The 18,150-nt window shown below is 46.2% G+C and carries 24 protein-coding genes and 1 pseudogene; 11 read left to right on the top strand and 14 right to left on the bottom strand.

Annotated features, from left to right (window positions below):
- Window positions 1-13 precede the first annotated feature (13 nt).
- Window positions 14-562 carry a YaeQ family protein gene (locus ACIQZ3_RS05330; RefSeq protein ID WP_397391044.1) on the top strand — a complete coding sequence of 183 codons (549 nt, stop codon included), beginning with the start codon at window positions 14-16 and terminating at the stop codon, window positions 560-562.
- Complete coding sequence (locus ACIQZ3_RS05335; protein WP_397391046.1) at window positions 559-975, top strand: putative toxin-antitoxin system toxin component, PIN family; 417 nt, start codon at window positions 559-561, stop codon at window positions 973-975. The genes ACIQZ3_RS05330 and ACIQZ3_RS05335 overlap by 4 nt, the downstream gene beginning before the upstream one ends.
- Here the strand turns inward: ACIQZ3_RS05335 and ACIQZ3_RS05340 are convergent.
- Window positions 965-1,981 carry an LLM class flavin-dependent oxidoreductase gene (locus ACIQZ3_RS05340; RefSeq protein WP_397391048.1) on the bottom strand — a complete coding sequence of 339 codons (1,017 nt, stop codon included), beginning with the start codon at window positions 1,979-1,981 and terminating at the stop codon, window positions 965-967. The two genes, ACIQZ3_RS05335 and ACIQZ3_RS05340, sit on opposite strands and share 11 nt — an antisense overlap.
- A 33-nt stretch (window positions 1,982-2,014) precedes the next feature.
- Between ACIQZ3_RS05340 and ACIQZ3_RS05345 the strand changes: the two genes are divergently transcribed.
- The 3 genes from ACIQZ3_RS05345 to ACIQZ3_RS05355 are packed head-to-tail and all read left to right on the top strand — an operon-like array spanning window position 2,015 to window position 2,865.
- Window positions 2,015-2,236 (top strand): hypothetical protein, encoded by a 222-nt coding sequence (locus ACIQZ3_RS05345; protein ID WP_397391050.1) that lies wholly within the window; start codon window positions 2,015-2,017, stop codon window positions 2,234-2,236.
- A gap of 21 nt (window positions 2,237-2,257) precedes the next feature.
- Entirely contained in the window at window positions 2,258-2,461 is a 204-nt protein-coding gene (locus tag ACIQZ3_RS05350; RefSeq protein WP_216274213.1) for a SlyX family protein, read from the top strand.
- 56 nt (window positions 2,462-2,517) lie between these two features.
- Complete coding sequence (locus tag ACIQZ3_RS05355) at window positions 2,518-2,865, top strand: phage holin family protein (RefSeq protein ID WP_397391052.1); 348 nt, start codon at window positions 2,518-2,520, stop codon at window positions 2,863-2,865.
- Between the two features lie 3 nt (window positions 2,866-2,868).
- On the opposite strand, the gene ACIQZ3_RS05360 is transcribed toward ACIQZ3_RS05355, so the two are convergent.
- On the bottom strand, window positions 2,869-4,665 hold the full coding sequence (locus tag ACIQZ3_RS05360; RefSeq protein WP_397391054.1) for an AsmA family protein: 1,797 nt from the start codon (window positions 4,663-4,665) through the stop codon (window positions 2,869-2,871).
- Window positions 4,666-4,742: 77 nt separating this feature from the next.
- Here ACIQZ3_RS05360 and ACIQZ3_RS05365 point away from each other — a divergent pair, with 77 nt between their 5' ends.
- The gene (locus ACIQZ3_RS05365) at window positions 4,743-5,090 is read left to right on the top strand and encodes a zinc ribbon domain-containing protein YjdM (protein WP_397391056.1); all 348 of its coding nucleotides are present in this window, start codon (window positions 4,743-4,745) and stop codon (window positions 5,088-5,090) included.
- Between the two features lie 53 nt (window positions 5,091-5,143).
- Here the strand turns inward: ACIQZ3_RS05365 and ACIQZ3_RS05370 are convergent, their stop codons facing one another.
- A complete protein-coding gene (locus tag ACIQZ3_RS05370; protein WP_397391058.1) occupies window positions 5,144-5,362 on the bottom strand; it encodes a YdcH family protein in 219 nt (72 codons plus the stop codon).
- A 231-nt stretch (window positions 5,363-5,593) separates the two neighbouring features.
- On the opposite strand from ACIQZ3_RS05370, the gene ACIQZ3_RS05375 reads away from it, so the two are divergent.
- Window positions 5,594-6,484, top strand: coding sequence for a hypothetical protein (locus ACIQZ3_RS05375; protein WP_397391060.1), 891 nt, complete (start codon window positions 5,594-5,596; stop codon window positions 6,482-6,484).
- 11 nt (window positions 6,485-6,495) lie between these two features.
- Here ACIQZ3_RS05375 and ACIQZ3_RS05380 read toward each other — a convergent pair whose 3' ends face one another.
- From ACIQZ3_RS05380 to ACIQZ3_RS05405, 6 genes and pseudogenes are all read right to left on the bottom strand, one after another.
- Window positions 6,496-6,765, bottom strand: coding sequence for a hypothetical protein (locus ACIQZ3_RS05380; protein WP_397391062.1), 270 nt, complete (start codon window positions 6,763-6,765; stop codon window positions 6,496-6,498).
- Between the two features lie 282 nt (window positions 6,766-7,047).
- On the bottom strand, window positions 7,048-7,308 hold the full coding sequence (locus ACIQZ3_RS05385; RefSeq protein ID WP_397391064.1) for an IS30 family transposase: 261 nt from the start codon (window positions 7,306-7,308) through the stop codon (window positions 7,048-7,050).
- The gene (locus ACIQZ3_RS05390) at window positions 7,289-7,558 is read right to left on the bottom strand and encodes a hypothetical protein (protein WP_397391087.1); all 270 of its coding nucleotides are present in this window, start codon (window positions 7,556-7,558) and stop codon (window positions 7,289-7,291) included. The genes ACIQZ3_RS05385 and ACIQZ3_RS05390 overlap by 20 nt, the downstream gene beginning before the upstream one ends.
- A gap of 15 nt (window positions 7,559-7,573) precedes the next feature.
- Window positions 7,574-7,648: pseudogene (locus tag ACIQZ3_RS05395) on the bottom strand (hypothetical protein); the annotation flags it as partial.
- A gap of 314 nt (window positions 7,649-7,962) precedes the next feature.
- Window positions 7,963-8,958, bottom strand: coding sequence for an extracellular solute-binding protein (locus ACIQZ3_RS05400; RefSeq protein ID WP_397391083.1), 996 nt, complete (start codon window positions 8,956-8,958; stop codon window positions 7,963-7,965).
- A 122-nt stretch (window positions 8,959-9,080) separates the two neighbouring features.
- On the bottom strand, window positions 9,081-10,637 hold the full coding sequence (locus ACIQZ3_RS05405) for an ABC transporter permease (RefSeq protein WP_397391066.1): 1,557 nt from the start codon (window positions 10,635-10,637) through the stop codon (window positions 9,081-9,083).
- Window positions 10,638-10,718: 81 nt separating this feature from the next.
- Here ACIQZ3_RS05405 and ACIQZ3_RS05410 point away from each other — a divergent pair, with 81 nt between their 5' ends.
- Entirely contained in the window at window positions 10,719-11,789 is a 1,071-nt protein-coding gene (locus ACIQZ3_RS05410; RefSeq protein ID WP_397391068.1) for an ABC transporter ATP-binding protein, read from the top strand.
- 14 nt (window positions 11,790-11,803) lie between these two features.
- Here the strand turns inward: ACIQZ3_RS05410 and ACIQZ3_RS05415 are convergent, their stop codons facing one another.
- The 4 genes from ACIQZ3_RS05415 to ACIQZ3_RS05430 all read right to left on the bottom strand — a co-directional run bounded on the left by ACIQZ3_RS05415 (window position 11,804) and on the right by ACIQZ3_RS05430 (window position 15,074).
- Window positions 11,804-12,820: a cytochrome d ubiquinol oxidase subunit II gene (locus ACIQZ3_RS05415; protein WP_397391070.1), complete on the bottom strand. Its 1,017-nt coding sequence runs from the start codon at window positions 12,818-12,820 to the stop codon at window positions 11,804-11,806.
- Window positions 12,821-12,823: 3 nt separating this feature from the next.
- Window positions 12,824-14,185, bottom strand: coding sequence for a cytochrome ubiquinol oxidase subunit I (locus ACIQZ3_RS05420; protein ID WP_397391071.1), 1,362 nt, complete (start codon window positions 14,183-14,185; stop codon window positions 12,824-12,826).
- A gap of 128 nt (window positions 14,186-14,313) precedes the next feature.
- Complete coding sequence (locus ACIQZ3_RS05425) at window positions 14,314-14,844, bottom strand: peroxiredoxin (RefSeq protein ID WP_397391085.1); 531 nt, start codon at window positions 14,842-14,844, stop codon at window positions 14,314-14,316.
- Complete coding sequence (locus tag ACIQZ3_RS05430; RefSeq protein ID WP_397391073.1) at window positions 14,754-15,074, bottom strand: redoxin domain-containing protein; 321 nt, start codon at window positions 15,072-15,074, stop codon at window positions 14,754-14,756. The genes ACIQZ3_RS05425 and ACIQZ3_RS05430 overlap by 91 nt, the downstream gene beginning before the upstream one ends.
- Window positions 15,075-15,213: 139 nt before the next feature.
- On the opposite strand from ACIQZ3_RS05430, the gene ACIQZ3_RS05435 reads away from it, so the two are divergent.
- From ACIQZ3_RS05435 to ACIQZ3_RS05445, 3 genes are all read left to right on the top strand, one after another.
- A complete protein-coding gene (locus tag ACIQZ3_RS05435) occupies window positions 15,214-15,705 on the top strand; it encodes a hypothetical protein (RefSeq protein WP_397391075.1) in 492 nt (163 codons plus the stop codon).
- 58 nt (window positions 15,706-15,763) lie between these two features.
- A complete protein-coding gene (locus ACIQZ3_RS05440; protein WP_397391077.1) occupies window positions 15,764-16,312 on the top strand; it encodes a YggT family protein in 549 nt (182 codons plus the stop codon).
- A 75-nt stretch (window positions 16,313-16,387) separates the two neighbouring features.
- Window positions 16,388-16,879 carry a Dps family protein gene (locus ACIQZ3_RS05445; protein ID WP_397391079.1) on the top strand — a complete coding sequence of 164 codons (492 nt, stop codon included), beginning with the start codon at window positions 16,388-16,390 and terminating at the stop codon, window positions 16,877-16,879.
- Window positions 16,880-17,206: 327 nt separating this feature from the next.
- Here the strand turns inward: ACIQZ3_RS05445 and ACIQZ3_RS05450 are convergent.
- On the bottom strand, window positions 17,207-18,150 hold a 944-nt coding region (locus ACIQZ3_RS05450), incomplete at its 5' end, for a pyridoxal phosphate-dependent decarboxylase family protein (protein WP_397391081.1).

The following is an 18,150-nucleotide window of genomic DNA, read 5'->3' on the forward strand; positions in this document are numbered from 1 at the left end:
GCGATAATGCGCCATGGCTCTACGCGCAACTATCCACAAAGCCGACCTTCACGTCGCAGACTCTGACCGCCACTATTACGGCAGTCACTCCCTCACCATCGCTAAACACCCCTCAGAGACTGAGGAGCGGATGATGATCCGTATCATCGCCCTTGCTCTCCAAGCCCAGGAAGATTTGGCTTTTACTAAAGGTTTGAGTGATACCGATGAGCCAGACCTTTGGGTCAAGGATCTTACGGATGCCATCAAGCTTTGGATTGAAGTAGGGCAACCCGATGAACGACGCATCCTGAAAGCCTGTGGGCGATCCGATCAAGTCATCGTCTATTGCTATGGTGGACACACTAGCAAACTATGGTGGGACGGTATTGCGAACAAGCTGACTCGTGCTCGCAACCTTCAGGTAATTTCTATTCCAGCAGAGCAAGCTAAAGAGCTCAATAAGCTGGTCGAGCGCAGCATGGTTCTGCATGTCAATATTCAAGATGGAGAAGCATACGTTTCTTCAGACATGGGTCAAGTCACCATCACCCCAGAAATCTGGCGCAATCAACAACAATGAAGCCGGTAGTTTTAGACACCAATATCTTGCTAGATATTTTTGTCTTCAATGACGAGCGGGCTATCAATCTGAAACAAGCAATTGTGGACGGCAGCATTCCTGCGGTTGCTAGCCAAAAGACTGTATTGGAGTTTGCCGACGTCATCTCGCGCCCCCTCTTTAAACTCGATGAAGTGACTCAAGCAGCCATTCTGGCTCAATGGCAGTCCATCGCAGAGCTGCATGATGATTCAAGCCTAGCTACCGCCCCTTGGAAATGCCAAGACCCTGATGATCAGATCTTCTTGGATCTAGCCTATCAATTCAGGCCAGCGATACTCATCAGCAAAGACAATGCTCTGCTCCACATTGCCAGTAGAGCCGCTCAAGAAGATATTCTGATTACGAGCGACTACAACGCCTTCAGACTTTAGAGCTAAAACGCAATCCCTTAGCTGCTTCAGCGGCAATTTCAAATGACCTTAAGCGCGCTTGATGATCATAAACTTGGCCCGTGATGATAATTTCGTTGGCGCCAGTTTGGTCGAGCCAATACTGCATCTCTTTTCTGACCGTTTCTAAAGACCCAACAGCAGAGCAACGCAAAGCGTGTGCGGCAGTGGCTTTTTCATGTGGCTCACAGAAATCATCTAAATCATCAATTGGTGGTGGCAATTGCCCACGAGTATTCCGGCGCATACGAATAACGTTCTGCTGCAAAGTGGTAAAGAGATGTGCCGCCTCCTCATCTGTATCCACAGCAACTACATTCATCACAAATGCAGAATAAGGCTTGCTTAACTTATCGGATGGTTTAAATAATTCACGATAGGTCGACATCGCATCCAGCAACTGCTCGGGGGCAAAGTGTGAGGCAAAAGCATAAGGCAATCCAAAGTGAGCCGCCAATTGAGCACCATACAAGCTGGAGCCTAAGATCCAAATCGGCACTTCTGTGTCAGCCCCTGGAATAGCCTTTACCACTTGCCCCTCCTGAATAGGGCCAAAGTAATGTTGTAGCTCTCGTACGTCCTGCGGAAAGCGGTCATCACTCCCTAATAAATCCCGCCTTAAGGCTCTAGCGGTTATTTGATCAGTGCCAGGTGCACGTCCTAAGCCCAACTCAATCCTACCGGGATAGATGGACGCCAAAGTACCGAATTGCTCTGCAATGACTAACGGGGCATGGTTTGGCAACATCACACCACCAGAGCCAACAAGGATTGTTTTGGTGCCTCCAGCTATATACCCAACCAAGACTGCAGTAGCAGAGCTGGCATTACCGGTCATATTGTGATGCTCCGCCACCCAATAGCGGGTATAGCCCAAAGCCTCCGCGTGCTGAGCAACATCTAGTGAGTTACGCAAGGCATCCCCAGCAGTAAATCCCTGTGGGATGGGAGATATATCTAGAATGGAGTATGGGACAGAATTTGTCATACGTAGATCATACTGAGAAAGCACTTTTTTAACATGAGCAAACCAAAAATGGCAGATGCCGATGACGGCCTCTTTAAGCCAGGCAGCAAGCTAAGGCACATTAAGACGGGCGGCTTTTATAAAGTGGTGATGCTTGCCAATGTTGAAGCTAACCTAGAGCCAGCCTACGTATATGAATCACTCCAGTCACACGACTTTTGGATTAGACCAAAAGCAGAAATGGAAGATGGTCGATTTGAACTAGTCGACGCCTAAGATAAAGATGAGGGAATTGAAATGACGGAAGATCGCATCACTAACCTTGAAATCAAACTCAGCTTTACTGAGGATTTGATTGACCAACTGAATCAGACCATTTACAAGCAACAACAGCAGATTGAATTTCTATATCGCGAGCTTAAATCTATTAAGGAGCAAGCCAGCAGTAGCGATGGCGCAGGCAATAGTAGTCCAAAAGATGAAATTCCTCCTCACTATTAAAGCGCCGATAACATTTAGCATAAATATCGCAGCTTTTTAAATAAAGGACATTTGTCATGGGTAACTTAGTACCGTTTTTAGTTCAATGGGGTTTAACTTCTTTATCCCTCTGGGTCGCCAGCTACCTTTTTAGCGGCTTACGCTTTGCAGATGGTGGCTCACTGTTAATCGCCGCCCTACTACTGGGTTTTGCCAACGCGGTTGTGAAACCTTTATTGATTCTCTTTACCCTGCCACTAACCGTTCTTACCATGGGGCTGTTTCTGCTGGTAGTTAATGCCTTAGTGCTAATGCTTGTGTCTGCAGTGGTAGGTGGCTTTACGATCTCCAGCTTCTGGACCGCTTTCTTTGCCAGCATCTTTATTTCTTTATTCAGCCTCTTTATCAGCGGAATATTGTTTTAAGAATCACTCCGCCCCAGGGTAGATATCTGTCCAGGGGTGGAGAGCATCACGACAAGGGTGACCTTTGGAAGTCATTGACTTAGCATTCTCTGCCAAAATACTTGCGCCGCCAGTCAAGAACCCAAGCCCAATGGAAACCGCGCTATTGACAACTCCGGCCTGATTTAACACCGCCTTAGGATTACTCAAAGTCCCACCTATTTTCACTAAACCAGCCAAACCTAAGCCGGTAGTAATTCCCGACTTTTCCTGGGGATCGATAGTGAGATTAACCGCCTCTGACTTAAGATTCAGCGAGCCAGCTACCACCACATTCAAGCGATCGGTTTCCATGCCGACAGAATTAGCGATATTAATCTGCCCATTACTAATTGGCAGGTAAGCTACTGCGCATTCCAAGGTTGTGTTGGTGGTTTTTTTGCGCAGGGGATTCATAGAATCAAGCACTGTCACAACAAAATCGCCAGCATCATTCAAAAAGTTTGCCCCCATCTGGGCATGGTCAATACTCATTTGAATTTTTCCGCTGGAATTTCCAGCTAGCTGATGAAGACTCGTTCCGGTCGAATTTAAATCAAACGCTAGCTTCATATTTCCGCCACTCACCTTCGATTGGGGATCAACGCTACCCATAAGCTGCTCTAGGGTGAAATTTTTAGTTACACCCTTCAGTGCAAGAGCGGGAGACCGGCCAGTGAATTGAGAAAGTCTTCCCTGAATATCGGCAAGTCCACTACCCAACTGAAATGTAGCCTGAGAAAGTTCAATCACATCGCCATTCAACTGAATTTGCGCAGTCAAGTTCTGCAAGGGCTTGCGTTTAGGCAGGGAAAGTTCGGCGATATTCACAGAGATTGTTCCGGTAGCCTGAGGCAATGAATTGAGTGACAAGCTGTCATCACTAAACAAATATTGAGAGCCTGAGGCTGGTCGCTGGGAGCTGGACTGTGCCCACCCTGGGGAATTGGTAACTGGAGTTGTCAAGTTAGGCCATTCAAATGCCTTGGAGGTCAACGCCATATTGACCACGGCCATAGATTGCGCATTTTTAGCCAGGCTGCCTTTTATCTGAAGCGCTTTCCCATTCATAGTGAGATTAAGATCAACCGGAAACTCCAGCGCTGAACTTCCCCAGTCCTTATAAACCTTAGACAGATAGCCGACTGAACCAGTTAACCCAACATTGACCGAGTTATATTTCATGTTGAGCGTGATATCCGACTTATCCCCGCGACCCAATACGGAAAGGCGCTGCATCTGGTAGCTAGATTTCACAGCATTCGCATCTTCATAGTAAATGTTTGCGTTTTGCATGGAAATATTTGTCAAGCTCATCAGGTTATCGTTAGCCGTGCCACTATCTGAGGTGTTGGATGCTGATGATGCGGTCGGGCTTGAGTCGACACTCAGATCCCAATTTGCTTTGCCAGCAGAATTCTTTCGCAAATAGAGCTCCAAGCCACTTAAGTTAATACTATTAATCTCAACCTGTTTACTCAAAAGAGGAAGGGTTTTGATGTCCAACTCAATCCGCTGGAGCTCCAACATGTCCGACTCTGTTGCCCACGGGGCGTTACTGAGACTCACCTGCTCAGCGGAAACAATAATCGATGGAAAGAGACTTAAAGTTACCGGCCCTGAAATTTTGAGATCCCTACCTGTGGCACTTTTCACAGAAGTTGCTAGCAGCTTGACCAGTTGAGCTGGATCTATCGCTGTGGAGGCATACCAAACCCCCGCCACTGCTAGCAGCAATAGGCTTGCAACAGAAATTAGAACAATCTTAATTTTTTTATTCATCGTCAGTCGATTCTAACTTTATGCCTGCTACCGCACACTAAAATCGAGGCTTAAATTACTTCCATCGGTCACACATCATGAATACTTCAGCCAATCTACCAAAATGCCCAGCCTGCCAAGAGGATATGACCTACCCTGACAGTGAAAATTTTGTTTGCGCGCAATGTGGCCATGAGTGGCCGATGACAGCTGCCGCAGAAGAAGATGAAGGCGCTCTGATTGTGAAAGATGCTAACGGTAACCTGCTGACCGATGGCGACACCGTCACCCTCATTAAGGATCTAAAGGTTAAAGGATCATCCACAACCCTCAAGGTTGGGACAAAGATTAAGGGAATCCGCCTAGTTTCCGGTGATCATGAGGTGGACTGCAAAACCGAAGCAGGCAATATGTTGCTCAAAGCCTGCTTTTTGAAGAAGGCCTAAGCCTCAATTAAAGACCATCAGATCCATATATGAGCTCTGATGGCCTGCCGCCATTAAGTAGCGCTGGCTTTTTTCAATACCGCGTATAGCTGATCCTTCAATAAGAGTTTTTCTTTTTTCAAAATCTCAATCTCCTCAGGAGTACTAGGCTCAGAATGGGCCTCCATTCTTTGAATCTTTTGATCCAGATTGTTGTGCTTATCAAATAAATGAGAAAAGTGACGATCTGATGTTTTCAGCTTAGTAATTAACTCACGATATTCAGGGAACATAGATTCTCTTTAGGTTGAGGTTATTCATAACTGCACAGTTCCAGTGTAGCAAGTTAGCGCTCAAATTCAAGCACCGCGCCCTTCTTTAATGCAGCTAAAAAACAATTGGGGATTGACTCTTGATATTGCAAGGTAAATCCCCATATAAATATCAGCAAAAGTAGATAGAGCTGAAGTAATATCGACTAGTGCGCTAAGCACATTAACTACCAATAGGAAGGGTAATAGACCATGGCTACAAAGAAGTCTCCAGCAAAAAAGAAAGTAGCTACTAAGGTGGTAAAAAAAGCCCCTGCAAAGAAAGCCGTTAAAAAAGTTGCCGCTAAGAAAGTGGTAGCCAAAAAGGCCGTAAAGAAGGTAGTGAAAAAACCAGCAACCAAAAAGCCGGTCGCTAAAAAGGCGACTGCGAAAAAACCCGTAGCGAAGAAGGCAGTTAAAAAGGTAGCGGCAAAGAAGCCAGCGGCCAAAAAACCTGCCCCAAAGAAAGTTGCCAAGAAGTCTCCTAAGGCAGCTGCGCCAAAGAAACTGAAAGTCGATCAGTACGGACTCGAGGAAGATGATGAGTTCTACGGTTTGTACTTTGCCAAATCAACCGATAAGGGCTTAGTTGAAGTTAAGCCTTGCACCTTCTCACTGATGTACTGGTGGAAAGGCTTGCTTGGTTACCCTGACATGATCGAAATCTCCAAAGACAGCAATACAGCAATGTTGCAATTTGAGTCTACCTTTGGTGGCGGCGATTCTGGCGAAACTGAGTTGACAGAAAAAGATGTGTTCGATGTTGACCACATCATTGAAGTCGATGAGCAAGAGCAGTTGGTATCCCTCTACTCCTACGTTCCAATTCCTGTTCCAGAAAAGCTGATTGGTGCGTTAGGCCTCTCTATTCTGAATATCAACCCAGAAACTCGCTATGGCAGCCTAGAAATTTGCTCTACGGATAACGAGGAAGGTGTGAATGAGCATTTCCTACGCTATCGTGCCGCAACTTATTTGCGTGGCGTGAAATCTGGCAAGGTTGAAGCTATTGAGAGCATGGTTACCAATGGTTCAGAGTTCTTTGGATTGGCTTTAGATGCAATGTGCGTAAACAAATCTATTAAGAAATGGTTGCTTAGCTAAGCAGCTATAAATTAATAGGTATTACACACAAAAATGTAAGTCATAGGAAAGCGGTCGTTCACTGTTTTACGAGTTTCAGCAATAGTGGCGCCTCGCTTTCCTAGTTTTTGACACTCCTCCCCCGCAGCTGCCTGAGCTTCAGTATCTTTACCGGATTTTGGGGCATGCACCCCAACAGTTCCATCAGACTGTCGATAGACGCCAAAATCGCTTTTGGGTGTTGAGCAGGCTAGCATTGCCATTGAAATGGCAAAAACTAAAATACTCGAGATGATTTTCATTTAGAAATCCAGGCCTGTAAAAGAATGGATGCATTCTAGCGACCTTTAGCACCTACAAGTCTGATGTACAAATTGCAAGCGAGCAGAGACCCTGCTGTTATTTTGAATTCTTTTTAAATGGCGGATTCAACCACAAAGTGCAACACGGTTTAAAGATTGCATAAAGACTTCGCTTGGTGTTTTAAATCCTAAGCGCTTTCTGGGTCGGTTGTTTAATTGACCTTGGATCATTTTAAGCTCCTTGTCGGTGACAGTGGATAAGGCTCTTTTCTTGGGGATGTATTACCGTAGCAAGCCATTGAAGTTTTCATTCGATCCTCTTTGCCAGCTGGCAAAAGGATCGGCAAAGTACGTGGTGCCGTTTAATGTGGCATCAATTGTGCTGTGTCCTGCAAACTCTTTCCCATTGTCAAAAGTAATGGTTTTGACTAATGGGGTCATGGGACTTAGTTTATTAATGATGGCGGTACTTACTAAATCTGAGGTTTTATTGATGACTTTGGCGATGAGGGCATAAGCACTCTTACGCTCTACTAAGGTCACTACGGCTTGCTTGTGATGGACTCCAATTGGTCTCATGGCTAATACCCACTTGATCTGCAATTTGGCCTGGGCTCCACTTCTCTAAGAGGCAATTAACTGTCTTACCCCAGTCGGCAGCAGTAATCTGGGTAGCGTTGCGAGAGCCTAAGGATCGCTCTTGCGTCAAGAGCCAGGCTTGCCTAGGTCGATAACCCTTACCTCCCGTATTACGAGCAAGCTCTTGGCTAATGGTCGACTTATGTCTATCCATCAGCTTTGCAATCTGAGTTTGGGTTTTTCCGTCTTTTATGAGGATATAAATCTGATATCGTTCATTTTGGCTAAGGTGTTGATAGGTCATGGCTACTTTGACTTGCAGGTCTAGAAGCTTTGGATGCTAAAACATCCTTAGCCACTAGGTATTTATCAAAGTTGCACTTCGTGGTTGAATCCGCCAATATTTTTTGATTTGCCGTAGCTCATTTCTGATTTTCAGATGATCACTGATGCGATCTGGCTACTGCTTTTGAAGATGTTTCTAAGAAGCGCATTGACAGTCTCCACAACTGCGGTAAAACTCTAGTCTGTACGCCTCTTATGCTGAAAGCCGGCTCTCAGCGAATTTATATCTTAAACGAAAACCTCTTAAAAGTCAAGGGTTTTCCCTAATATATTTCACTTATAGCCAACTCGATCAAGCAAGCGTTGTGCAGCAATTTGATTCTTGCCAATCGCCGCAATCGAAATATTTTCAGCTTTGAATGGACCCAACATTTTGAGTCCTTCATTTTCAATCTTGACCGACTTCACCACAGGCCATTCGTTATTACCGTTGGCAAAATATTCTTGTGCCGAATCGCTAGCGAGATATTCAAGAAACTGAATGGCAGCTTGTGAATGCGGTGCATTCTTGGCTACACCACCACCCGCAATGTTGATGTGCGTGCCAGTTGTCTGCTGATTAGGCCAAGTAAACCCAATCTTAGAAACAATTGCCTGGTCTTCTGGCTTAGTTGAACGCAAGAGCCTAACTAGGTAGTAAGAGTTTGTTAAAGCTACTCCGCATTCGCCTGAAGCTACGGCTTTAATTTGGTCGGTATCGCCGCCTCTTGGAGGGCGAGCCATATTTGCCACCATGCCCTTAGCCCACTCTTCAGCAGCTGCCTCACCGCGACGCTCAATCATGGCTCCAATCAATGACAGCATATATGGATGGGCGCCAGAGCGTGTACATACCTTACCCTTGTTCATGGGCTCAGCCAATTTCTCATAAGTGTCGACGTCTTGTGGATTTACTTTTGCTTTGTTATAGACCACGAGTCGAGCTCTAGTCGAAAAACCAAACCAAGTTGATCCCTCTGGCTCAGGCTTAGAGCGTAGGTTTGCAGGAATACGACCCTCTAGATACTTGGAATGAATCGGCTTAAAGAATCCGTCAATTTGCGCTCGCCACAATCGCGCTGCATCGACCATCAAAATCACATCCGCTGGACTATTGGCACCTTCGCTTTTCAGTCTCTCAGCCAGCGCATTGTCATCAGCCTCAATACGATTAATCCTGATGCCTGTCTTCTTAGTGAAATCGCTATAGAGCGCTTCATCTGTTTGGTAATGACGAGCGGAATAGAGATTCAACTCCCTGGCTTCTTGAGCATGTATTGGCAATGCCATAAAGCCGCTCAGTACCAATGAAGTTGCGACTAGGAACTTGTGGATTGCTTGAGTTGCCATTGCTGTATTGACGATCAGAATTAGAGTAAATCTAATTTATCACAAATACGAATGATTATCAATTAAGATTTAGAGATGACTCTGGAAAGCAGCAATACTGGAAAAAGTCCAACCAGAACAATGGTTAAGGACGGGAGGGCAAGCTCGGCTAGACGCTCATCCGCCGCCAGCTGATAGGTGGCAACAGCCAAAGTATCAAAGTTAAATGGGCGCAATAGCAGTGTTGCTGGTAACTCCTTCATCACGTCCACAAAGACAAAGAGGCCAGCAGTCAGCAGACTTCGCTTAAGCAAGGGTACGTGCACTCGCTTCAGAATCTGCGCCTTAGAAAGCCCAAGTAGCGCTGCTGATGCATCCATAGAGGGCGTGATGCGTGCCAGCCCCGCTTCGACGCTTTGCAAACTAGAAGAAAGAAAGCGCACCAAGTAAGCGTAGATCAGCACCAACATGCTGGCAGACATCCACCAAGCAAGCTGAAAAATTTCTAAAAATGAGAGGATGCCAATAGCCAATACTGCGCCGGGTAGCGCATAACCAAAACCTAATAATCGATTGACCCAGGCTAGGCGCGCATTCATTCGGACTGAGTAAGCAAAGAATATGGCGAGAGCAACGGAGATTAGCGCCGTCAGAATCGAAACAGATAAAGAATTACTCAACCAATCAAGATAACGAATATCAATCGTGAGGCCTTGCTTGAACAGTAATTGCAGGAGCGCAAATGCCGGCAACAAAAATCCACATAGGAGCGTGGCGCCACAAAATACAAAAGCAAAAAAGGCATTCTTACCCAGTAGAGCCTTGGCTAATGGCCTCCCCCGTGTTGAAGAGGCATAACGTAATTTTGAGTGACTACTTTGTTCAATAAAAAAGATGAGTAAGACAAAACTCAAAAGACCAAGAGCAAGCTGCACTGCGGCCACGCGGTCACCAAAAGAAAGCCATGCCTTAAAGATGCCAGTCGCAAAAGTCTGCACGCCAAAATAAGACACCGCTCCAAAATCCGCTAAGACCTCCATGAGGGCTAAAGCCATGCCTGCAAAGATCGCTGGCCTAGCCATTGGCAATACCAATTTCACAAATCCTTGCAGCGGACTATAGCCAAGCGTTTCTGAAACCTCAATTAATCGACCACTACGCTCTAAGAATGCAGTGCGTGTAATGAGATAAACATAAGGAAAGAGGCAGAAGGAGAAAGACCAGATAGCCCCACTCAGAGATCTTGGGTCCGGAAAGAACCAAAGAGAATCCATTCCCAGCACTGTACGAAGCGTGCTTTGTATGGGTCCAGAAAATTGCAGGAGATCTACAAACAGGTAGGCCATGACATAGGTGGGCACAGCTAAAGGCAGAATGAGTGCCCACTCAAATATTTTCTTAGCAGGGAAGTCGTAGCTAGCAATGATCCAGGCATTACCCACCCCGAGAATAAATACCCCTACTCCAACACCAAGAATAAGCACCAGGGTTGAGGCAATATATCCACCCAACACAAAGTTCCAGAGGTGACTAAGAGTGCCAGTAGCTACTTGATCACTTCCGGAGAATAGGAAAGGTACTGCCAAGCCAAATAGGGGCAAAAATAACAACAGGGCAAGTGGCACGACAATACGATTCATGAAATCGGCAATCCGTTTAGACTCTAGCTATGCATTAAACCACCAGCATTGAATACTAGTATTAATGAGAAAATTATAGGGATGAACTCCGCTCACACACTGCTTTCGATCAAAGGACTCGAAATCGACTACCCAAGCCGAGATGGTCAAGGTCGTGTCACCGCAGTTAAGGCCCTCAAGCTTGATCTTGTCCAAGGGGAAATTGGCTGTCTACTGGGATCTTCTGGTTGCGGCAAATCTACCGTCTTGAGGGCGATTTGTGGGTTTGAGCCTGTTAAAGCCGGTGAAATCCTCCTCCGTGATCAGGTCGTGAGCTCCGCCTCCATTCACCTCCCACCCAACCAAAGAAAAGTAGGCATGGTCTTTCAGGACTTTGCCCTCTTTCCTCACCTCAACGTTTTAGAGAACATTGCCTTTGGCCTGCAACACTTACCAAGCAAGCAAAGATCTTCCGTGGCGCTGGAGTGGCTCAAGCGCGTATCCCTCGCAGATAAAGCCGACGCTTTTCCTCATGAACTGAGCGGTGGGCAGCAGCAACGTGTAGCGCTAGCCAGAGCAATGGCACCAGAGCCTGGCTTAATTTTGCTTGATGAGCCCTTCTCCAGTTTGGACATTGAGCTCAGAGAGCGCCTTGCAAGTGAGATGCGAGAGATCCTCAAGGCAAACAACATTACCGCCCTACTAGTAACCCATGATCAATTTGAGGCATTTGCCATTGCCGATAAGGTCGGCGTGATGACTGATGGGAAGGTTCTTCAGTGGGATAGCCCATATGAGCTGTATCACAAGCCAGCCAATCGCTATATTGCCGATTTCATTGGTCGCGGAGTATTTGTTAAGGGGGTCGTGCAAGCCAATAACAAAGTGAAGATTGAATTGGGTGAGCTCGATCTAGAAGAAGATCGCAGTAAGGAAGCTGGAAAAGAAATCGACGTCCTCTTACGGGCTGATGATATTCAGCATGATGACAACAGCACCTTGCTAGCAGAGGTTGTACGTAAGACCTTTAGAGGCGCTGACTTTCTATATACGCTCAAGCTAGCATCGGGTACTGAGATTTTTGCTTTTGTACCTAGCCACCATGATCACGCGATTGGTGAAAAGATTGGCATCCACTTAGTAGCTGATCACGTGGTGACCTTTAGCGACTAAGTGCTGCTCCCTTATCAATAGTATGTCAGCGCAGTAGCTTTGCCTTTAAAGATGCGATAAGAAAATAGGGTGTAGCCCAGGATCGTTGGTAACACCACAATTGCGCCCCAGAAAATAACCCATAAAGACTCAGTTGCGGCGGCGGCTTGCCACAGAGTCATTTTTCCAATGATGACGTATGGAAAAATACTATAGGCGATACCAAAAAAAGATAACCAAAATATAGCGACGACACTAGCAAATGGCAGCCACTCTTTATCAACCTTCCCTACTTCCAATGCGCCAATAAATCGGTAACTAAGGATGAAGAGAAATCCAGTGGCGATAGGCACTGGAGAGAGCCAGATGATTTGAGGCCAGGCAAACCACTTGTGCATGATTTCAGGACTGAAATACGGAGTCGCAATGGACACCAAAGCGATACCAAATCCAGTTAACCATAGACTGATCTTTGCCCATCGAAATGCTTTTTTCTGGAGATCCCCTTCGGTTTTTAATATCAACCAAGTAGAGCCGAGAAGCACATAGCCAGCGGGTAAACACAGACCCACCAATACAGAAAATAACCACCCCAAAGCTCCAGAATCAAATCCCACGATCAGGCGTCCAATCATGATTCCTTGAGATACAGAAGCAACCAGGCTGCCGATATAAAACAGCAAGTTCCACAGTGGTTTTTGCTCAATATTCACTTTGACCCTAAAGTCAAAAGATACCCCCCTTAGAATCAGCCCAAGCAACATGGCGGCAACTGGCAAATACAGCTCGGTCAAAATCACACCATGCGCCAAAGGGAAGGCAACCAACAATAAGCCAACGCCTAAGACGATCCATGTTTCATTGGCATCCCAAAAAGGACCAATGGATGCAATCATCATGTCTTTCTCTGCATCGGTACCACGGTTGAGAAGCATCCCAATGCCCAAGTCATAGCCATCCAAAACAACATAGGAGAGCATGGCAATGCCCATCGCAACAAAGAAAAATAAAGGTAGCCAGACCGAGGCTTGAGTAAGGTCCATGGTGTTCATAGATTAAGCGCCAAAGGGACTAAAAGAGGAGTCTGATTTCTTAGGAGTCAATTGACTTTGAGCATCCTGACTATCAGCTTGGCGGGCCAAATAAAACACGACCCAAATATAGGCGAACAGCAGCCCCACATAAAGAGTCAGATAAGCGAACAGCGTAGAAAAGACCATGCTCGAGGGTAAGGTAGTTACTGCTTGAGCGGTGGTCAGTACACCCGTGACAAGGTAAGGTTGCCGCCCAATCTCAGTGACATACCAGCCCGCCAATACAGCTACCCAACCAGAGAAGGTCATTAATACCAGCGCTTTTGCCATCAATCTAGGTAACTGTCGATCTTGCCGCAATTGCCAACGCGCTAGCCATGAAAATATCAGCATCAATACGCCGACGCCAACCATCACACGAAAGGCAAAGAACACCGGAGCGACTGGCGGAATCTTGTCCCCAAATTGATTCAATCCCTTTACCTCACCATCCCAACTATGTGTGAGATACAAAGATGCCAACTTCGGAATACTAATCTCGTAATCATTGGTGCGGGTTTGTTGATTGGGTATTCCAAAAATGACTGCAGGAACACCAGCACCACCTTCCCAAATACCCTCCATGGCAGCAAGCTTGGCAGGCTGATGCTCAAGCGTATTCAGACCGTGCGCATCACCCAACATGATCTGAATAGGGATTAAAACAGCGGCCACAGTAAGCGAGATCTTCATCACTAGAAAATTGGCCGGTGATCGACTATTGCGTAAATAGCGGTAAGCAGAAATACCTGCCAAAAAGAATGACACCGTTAAAAATGAAGCCAACAACATATGGCCTAAACGGTACGGCATGGATGGATTAAAAATAATTGCCATCCAATCGACCGCATGCGCCCTGCCATCAATCATGATGAAACCTTGCGGGGTTTGCATCCAAGAATTTAAAGCAATGATCCAAAACGCAGAAAGACTAGTTCCAAAAGCCACTAAAAATGTTGCAATGGTATGAACCAAGGGAGACACCCGCTTGGCACCAAACAACATCACACCCAAGAAGGTGGCCTCAAGAAAAAATGCGGTTAAGACTTCATAGGCTAGTAATGGTCCTGCAATGTTGCCAACGGTCTCCATATAGCCAGGCCAGTTCGTACCAAACTGAAAACTCATCGTGATGCCGCTGACCACACCCAAAGCAAAGGTCAAAGCAAAAATCTTGACCCAAAACTGATAGGCCTCACGCCAATAATCCAAACCAGTCCGAATATGCTGAATCTTAAAAAAGAAGAGAAACCACCCCAGCGCAATCGAAATGGTCGGAAAGAGAATATGAAAAGAAATGTTCGCGCCAAACTGAATACGACTAAATAAAAGTGAATCGAGCACGGCTGCTCCCGGTAATTGAATTTTCTAAACACAATTGTGGCACCAATTGAATAATGCTGCCGAACGCCAGCCTTAAAAAAATCCCCATTGCATAGATGGGGATTTGAGCTAAATCAAGTGAGCAAGTATTACAGTTTTTTAGTACTGTAGTACCAATCTACTGTGTTGTAGCCTTCGCTGGCACGCTTATCAGCAGCCTCTGAAGTTTTTGGTGGTGGCACGATAACATCGCAACCCGGAGTCCATTCTTCTGGTGTCGCTACTGAATTCTTATCGCTAGTTTGCATTGCCTGTAATAAGCGAACAAATTCATTAATAGATCGACCATTACTCATTGGGTAATAAACCATGGCACGTAAGATGCCCTTAGGATCGATAAAGAAGGTGGCACGCACTGCTTGTGTATCGGCTGCACCTGGATGCACCATGCCGTAGGCAGAAGCTACTTCCATCTTAATATCTTCAATAATCGGGAAAGTAATCTTTTGACCAAACTTCTCTTCAATATTTCTAACCCAAGCCAAATGGGAGAAAAGACTGTCGATTGACAAGCCCAATAACTCACAATTCATGGATTTGAAGGTCTCTGCTGCTTTGGCAAAACCAATAAATTCAGTTGTGCATACTGGCGTGAAATCTGCTGGGTGCGAGAAAAGAATAAGCCACTTACCTTCATAGACTCACAATTCATGGATTTGAAGGTCTCTGCTGCTTTGGCAAAACCAATAAATTCAGTTGTGCATACTGGCGTGAAATCTGCTGGGTGCGAGAAAAGAATAAGCCACTTACCTTCATAGTCAGATAGCTTCTTTTCTCCAAAAGTGGTTTTTGCACTAAATTCTGGAGTTCTCTCGTTTAATCTTGGGAACTGCACTGTCATTTCACTCATGATGTTTTCCTTTATTTCATTAGTGCTGTTAGTGTCACAGGTTCATACTACACCAATATATAAAAATATATAATGTATATTTATATGACATAAATTAAGTGGGGCTATTCACCCCCAAAGCAAATCAACAAGGACATCAATGAAACATACATCCAACAAACTAATGGTCACAATAGTCGCTTTTATGGCAATTAGTGCAGTAAGCTGGGCTCAAAGCCCACTGCTTCGGGTTGGTGACCCAATTCCCAAAATGACACTGAGTGATCAGCATGAGAAACCATGGGTAATTCCTGCCGATACAAGGCTTGTGCTTTTTAGCGGCAGTAGAAACGCCAACACCCTTGTGCAAAGCATTCTTAGCCAAAAAAGTGCGGACTATTTAAACTCAAAAAAGGTTGTTTACTTTTCGGATCTCAGCAAAATGCCTGGATTCATCACCAGAACTTTTGCACTTCCCTCTATGAGGGATCTGCCCTACTCCGTAGGAATAGTCTTGAATGCAGAGGAAAGTCAATCTTGGCCTAGAGAAGATGATGCTGTAACAGCCCTCCTTCTTAACCAAGGAAGAGTTAGCAAGATTGAATACATCAAGAATGCCGAACTGCTTCAGCAGACTCTTGATCAGTATTAAGCCAATCCCAAGAGAAATTACATAAAAATCATTTTTCAATAGCCCCTACAATGTCTCAATGTTGATACAAATCGCCAATCTCATTCTTCAGGTACTCGTTAGCGTTGTTGCGGGAGTTTGCCTTTTACGCTGCTATTTACAGTGGCTTGCCTTCAATTTAGGCGCGGGACAAAGCAAGTCCATTGGCGCTTATATCCTGCCTTTAAGCAATTGGATTGTTCTTCCGCTAAGACGCTTCCTACCCAGCATTGGCCGCTTTGATCTAGCGAGTTGCGTTGCAGCCTATCTTTTAATTTTGTGCAAGATTGCAATCCTGCTATTAATTTCTGGCGCCACCTCGATTGATATCTCTTGGTTAGCGCTCGCATTGATTGATCTGCTTGATCTTGCCTTGTCAGGTCTAGTTGGCCTAGTCTTTGCCAGCATCATTCTTTCTTGGGTTGGCGCAGGGACTCAAATTCAGTTCTTAGTGTCGCTATTAGTTGACCCCCTGCTCGCCCCAATTAGGAAGGCAATGCCCAACTTTGGCGCCTTAGATTTATCCCCACTCGCTTTACTGCTCATCCTGCAAGTCCTACAAATCATTCTGGGGAACTTAAAGCTTTAGCAGCATATTGTTAACTGTGGCAATATTGATTTGGAATCAACTCGCTTGATTAATCATCTCAAACTAAGGAACAATATGGGCGCCAAACCAGCTAACTTCACAATTGATATCGGCATCGGTGAAAAGGATCGCAAAGCAATTGCCAAGGGCCTCTCTGCCCTGCTAGCAGATAGCTACTCCCTGTACTTGATGACCCATAATTTTCATTGGAACGTAAAAGGTCCAATGTTCAACACACTTCACACTATGTTTATGGCGCAATATACGGAGCAATGGGCCGCTTTAGATTTGATTGCAGAACGCATTCGGGCCTTAGGGGAACCTGCCCCAGGGACCTATAAAGAGTTTTCTAAATTAACCTCCATCGAGGAGGTATCAGGCACTCCCAAGGCGATGGATATGGTGAGGCTGCTAGTTAAGGCACAGGAAGCTACAGCAAAAACAGCGCGCAAATTATTTCCATTGGCAGAAAAGGCCTGCGATCAGCCAACTGCTGATCTACTCACTCAAAGACAGGATGTCCATGAGAAAACCGCTTGGATGTTAAGAAGCCTACTGGAAGAGTAATCTAATCTACAAAAAAGCCTCGCAGTTAGCGGGGCTTTTTTAATGACAAACTCAGATAGATGCATGCTAATTGGCGGCCCAGAACATACGGCATCACAAACCGCCTAAGTTTTTGATGAGCAAGCATATCAAGCACTTGGTGTCCAGTTCATCTTTCTAAATGTTGAGACAGCCGCTTTTTACGTGAGTTTCCAGACCCCTTTTTTTGGTAGGGTCGGGGATTCGAACCTGATAGGTTGATCCACTTTGCCCTTTCGACCCATTACCGACGGTCGCAGAGCTGCCTTCGGCGGCGGTGATGCAGCGATAGCAGCCATTGAGCGCGAACTAAGTACGCTCAGGTAAGGCTCTCTGGATGGCAGCAATAAGCAGGTCAACATCTGCACTGGGATTGGCCGCCACGTTGCAGAACCACTTCACACCCGCAATTGTTGTTGTAGACGTGGAACCAAGTGGCATCTTGTGCAGGACCTGGTCAAAAAAGCTCTCTTTCTTAAGCCGCCAGACCACAATACCCGTTCGGGGTTCCGCATAAAGCTCAAGGCGCTCGTCAGCAACCACAAAATCTCTCAAGCAACGGGCAAGGTCCATGCAGTGCTCGATTCGCTGAGCAATTCCTTCACGCCCCCATGCAAGCAGCGTTGCCAGAAGGGCCGTGGCAGCTGCACCATGAGAGCCAAGAACTCCAACATTGGGTGTGGCAAGGTACGCTCCACCGAAACTAACCGCCGTGTGGGCCTTCTCGGTGTCCTTGAACAATACAAGCGCAGACTCTTTTGGTTGGAAAAGCCACTTATGTGCAGATACGGCAACAGAGTCCGCCGACTCGATACCGGCAAGTAGATTGGCGTAATTACTCATCCGTAAAGGACCGGCCCACGCAGCGTCTACATGAGTCCAAGCTGCCCTACCGGCTAAGTCAAATGGGTCTATTGCGCCTGTACTGGTTGCACCGGCGGTGAGGACCAGGGCGGATTTGCTCAAGTTGGTCGGCAACCGCGCCGCGTCCATCGAGCCGTTGGCGTCTATGGGCACACTCAGGTATTTGAGACCCAAGATATGAGCCGCCTTTGCAATGGAGAGATGCGCTCCGTCTGATGCAATCACCTCCGTAATGCCAGCGCACTCTCGCGCTGACCACAAAGCGGTCAAATTGGCCACTGTCGAACCGGGCGTCATGTGTCCGCCGTTCATGCCAAAAAAGGGAGCAAGCCATGCTACGACCCGTTCTTCCAGTTGTCGAGCAACAGGTGCTGTGGCGGGGTGAAGGA

The sequence above is a fragment of the Polynucleobacter sp. genome (assembly GCF_044342855.1).
Taxonomy (GTDB): Bacteria; Pseudomonadota; Gammaproteobacteria; order Burkholderiales; family Burkholderiaceae; genus Polynucleobacter.

What these genes read in the sequence shown, in the direction of transcription:
- ACIQZ3_RS05365 (WP_397391056.1), top strand. Translation starts at nt 4,743, where the DNA reads ATGAATACTTCAGCCAATCTACCAAAATGCCCAGCCTGCCAAGAGGAT.
- ACIQZ3_RS05430 (WP_397391073.1), bottom strand. Translation starts at nt 15,074, where the DNA reads ATGAGTGAAATGACAGTGCAGTTCCCAAGATTAAACGAGAGAACTCCA.
- ACIQZ3_RS05415 (WP_397391070.1), bottom strand. Translation starts at nt 12,820, where the DNA reads ATGAACACCATGGACCTTACTCAAGCCTCGGTCTGGCTACCTTTATTT.
- ACIQZ3_RS05350 (WP_216274213.1), top strand. Translation starts at nt 2,258, where the DNA reads ATGACGGAAGATCGCATCACTAACCTTGAAATCAAACTCAGCTTTACT.
- ACIQZ3_RS05370 (WP_397391058.1), bottom strand. Translation starts at nt 5,362, where the DNA reads ATGTTCCCTGAATATCGTGAGTTAATTACTAAGCTGAAAACATCAGAT.
- ACIQZ3_RS05390 (WP_397391087.1), bottom strand. Translation starts at nt 7,558, where the DNA reads ATGGATAGACATAAGTCGACCATTAGCCAAGAGCTTGCTCGTAATACG.
- ACIQZ3_RS05335 (WP_397391046.1), top strand. Translation starts at nt 559, where the DNA reads ATGAAGCCGGTAGTTTTAGACACCAATATCTTGCTAGATATTTTTGTC.
- ACIQZ3_RS05445 (WP_397391079.1), top strand. Translation starts at nt 16,388, where the DNA reads ATGGGCGCCAAACCAGCTAACTTCACAATTGATATCGGCATCGGTGAA.
- ACIQZ3_RS05345 (WP_397391050.1), top strand. Translation starts at nt 2,015, where the DNA reads ATGAGCAAACCAAAAATGGCAGATGCCGATGACGGCCTCTTTAAGCCA.
- ACIQZ3_RS05340 (WP_397391048.1), bottom strand. Translation starts at nt 1,981, where the DNA reads ATGACAAATTCTGTCCCATACTCCATTCTAGATATATCTCCCATCCCA.
- ACIQZ3_RS05360 (WP_397391054.1), bottom strand. Translation starts at nt 4,665, where the DNA reads ATGAATAAAAAAATTAAGATTGTTCTAATTTCTGTTGCAAGCCTATTG.
- ACIQZ3_RS05355 (WP_397391052.1), top strand. Translation starts at nt 2,518, where the DNA reads ATGGGTAACTTAGTACCGTTTTTAGTTCAATGGGGTTTAACTTCTTTA.
- ACIQZ3_RS05435 (WP_397391075.1), top strand. Translation starts at nt 15,214, where the DNA reads ATGAAACATACATCCAACAAACTAATGGTCACAATAGTCGCTTTTATG.
- ACIQZ3_RS05375 (WP_397391060.1), top strand. Translation starts at nt 5,594, where the DNA reads ATGGCTACAAAGAAGTCTCCAGCAAAAAAGAAAGTAGCTACTAAGGTG.
- ACIQZ3_RS05405 (WP_397391066.1), bottom strand. Translation starts at nt 10,637, where the DNA reads ATGAATCGTATTGTCGTGCCACTTGCCCTGTTGTTATTTTTGCCCCTA.
- ACIQZ3_RS05440 (WP_397391077.1), top strand. Translation starts at nt 15,764, where the DNA reads ATGTTGATACAAATCGCCAATCTCATTCTTCAGGTACTCGTTAGCGTT.
- ACIQZ3_RS05410 (WP_397391068.1), top strand. Translation starts at nt 10,719, where the DNA reads ATGAACTCCGCTCACACACTGCTTTCGATCAAAGGACTCGAAATCGAC.
- ACIQZ3_RS05380 (WP_397391062.1), bottom strand. Translation starts at nt 6,765, where the DNA reads ATGAAAATCATCTCGAGTATTTTAGTTTTTGCCATTTCAATGGCAATG.
- ACIQZ3_RS05400 (WP_397391083.1), bottom strand. Translation starts at nt 8,958, where the DNA reads ATGGCATTGCCAATACATGCTCAAGAAGCCAGGGAGTTGAATCTCTAT.
- ACIQZ3_RS05330 (WP_397391044.1), top strand. Translation starts at nt 14, where the DNA reads ATGGCTCTACGCGCAACTATCCACAAAGCCGACCTTCACGTCGCAGAC.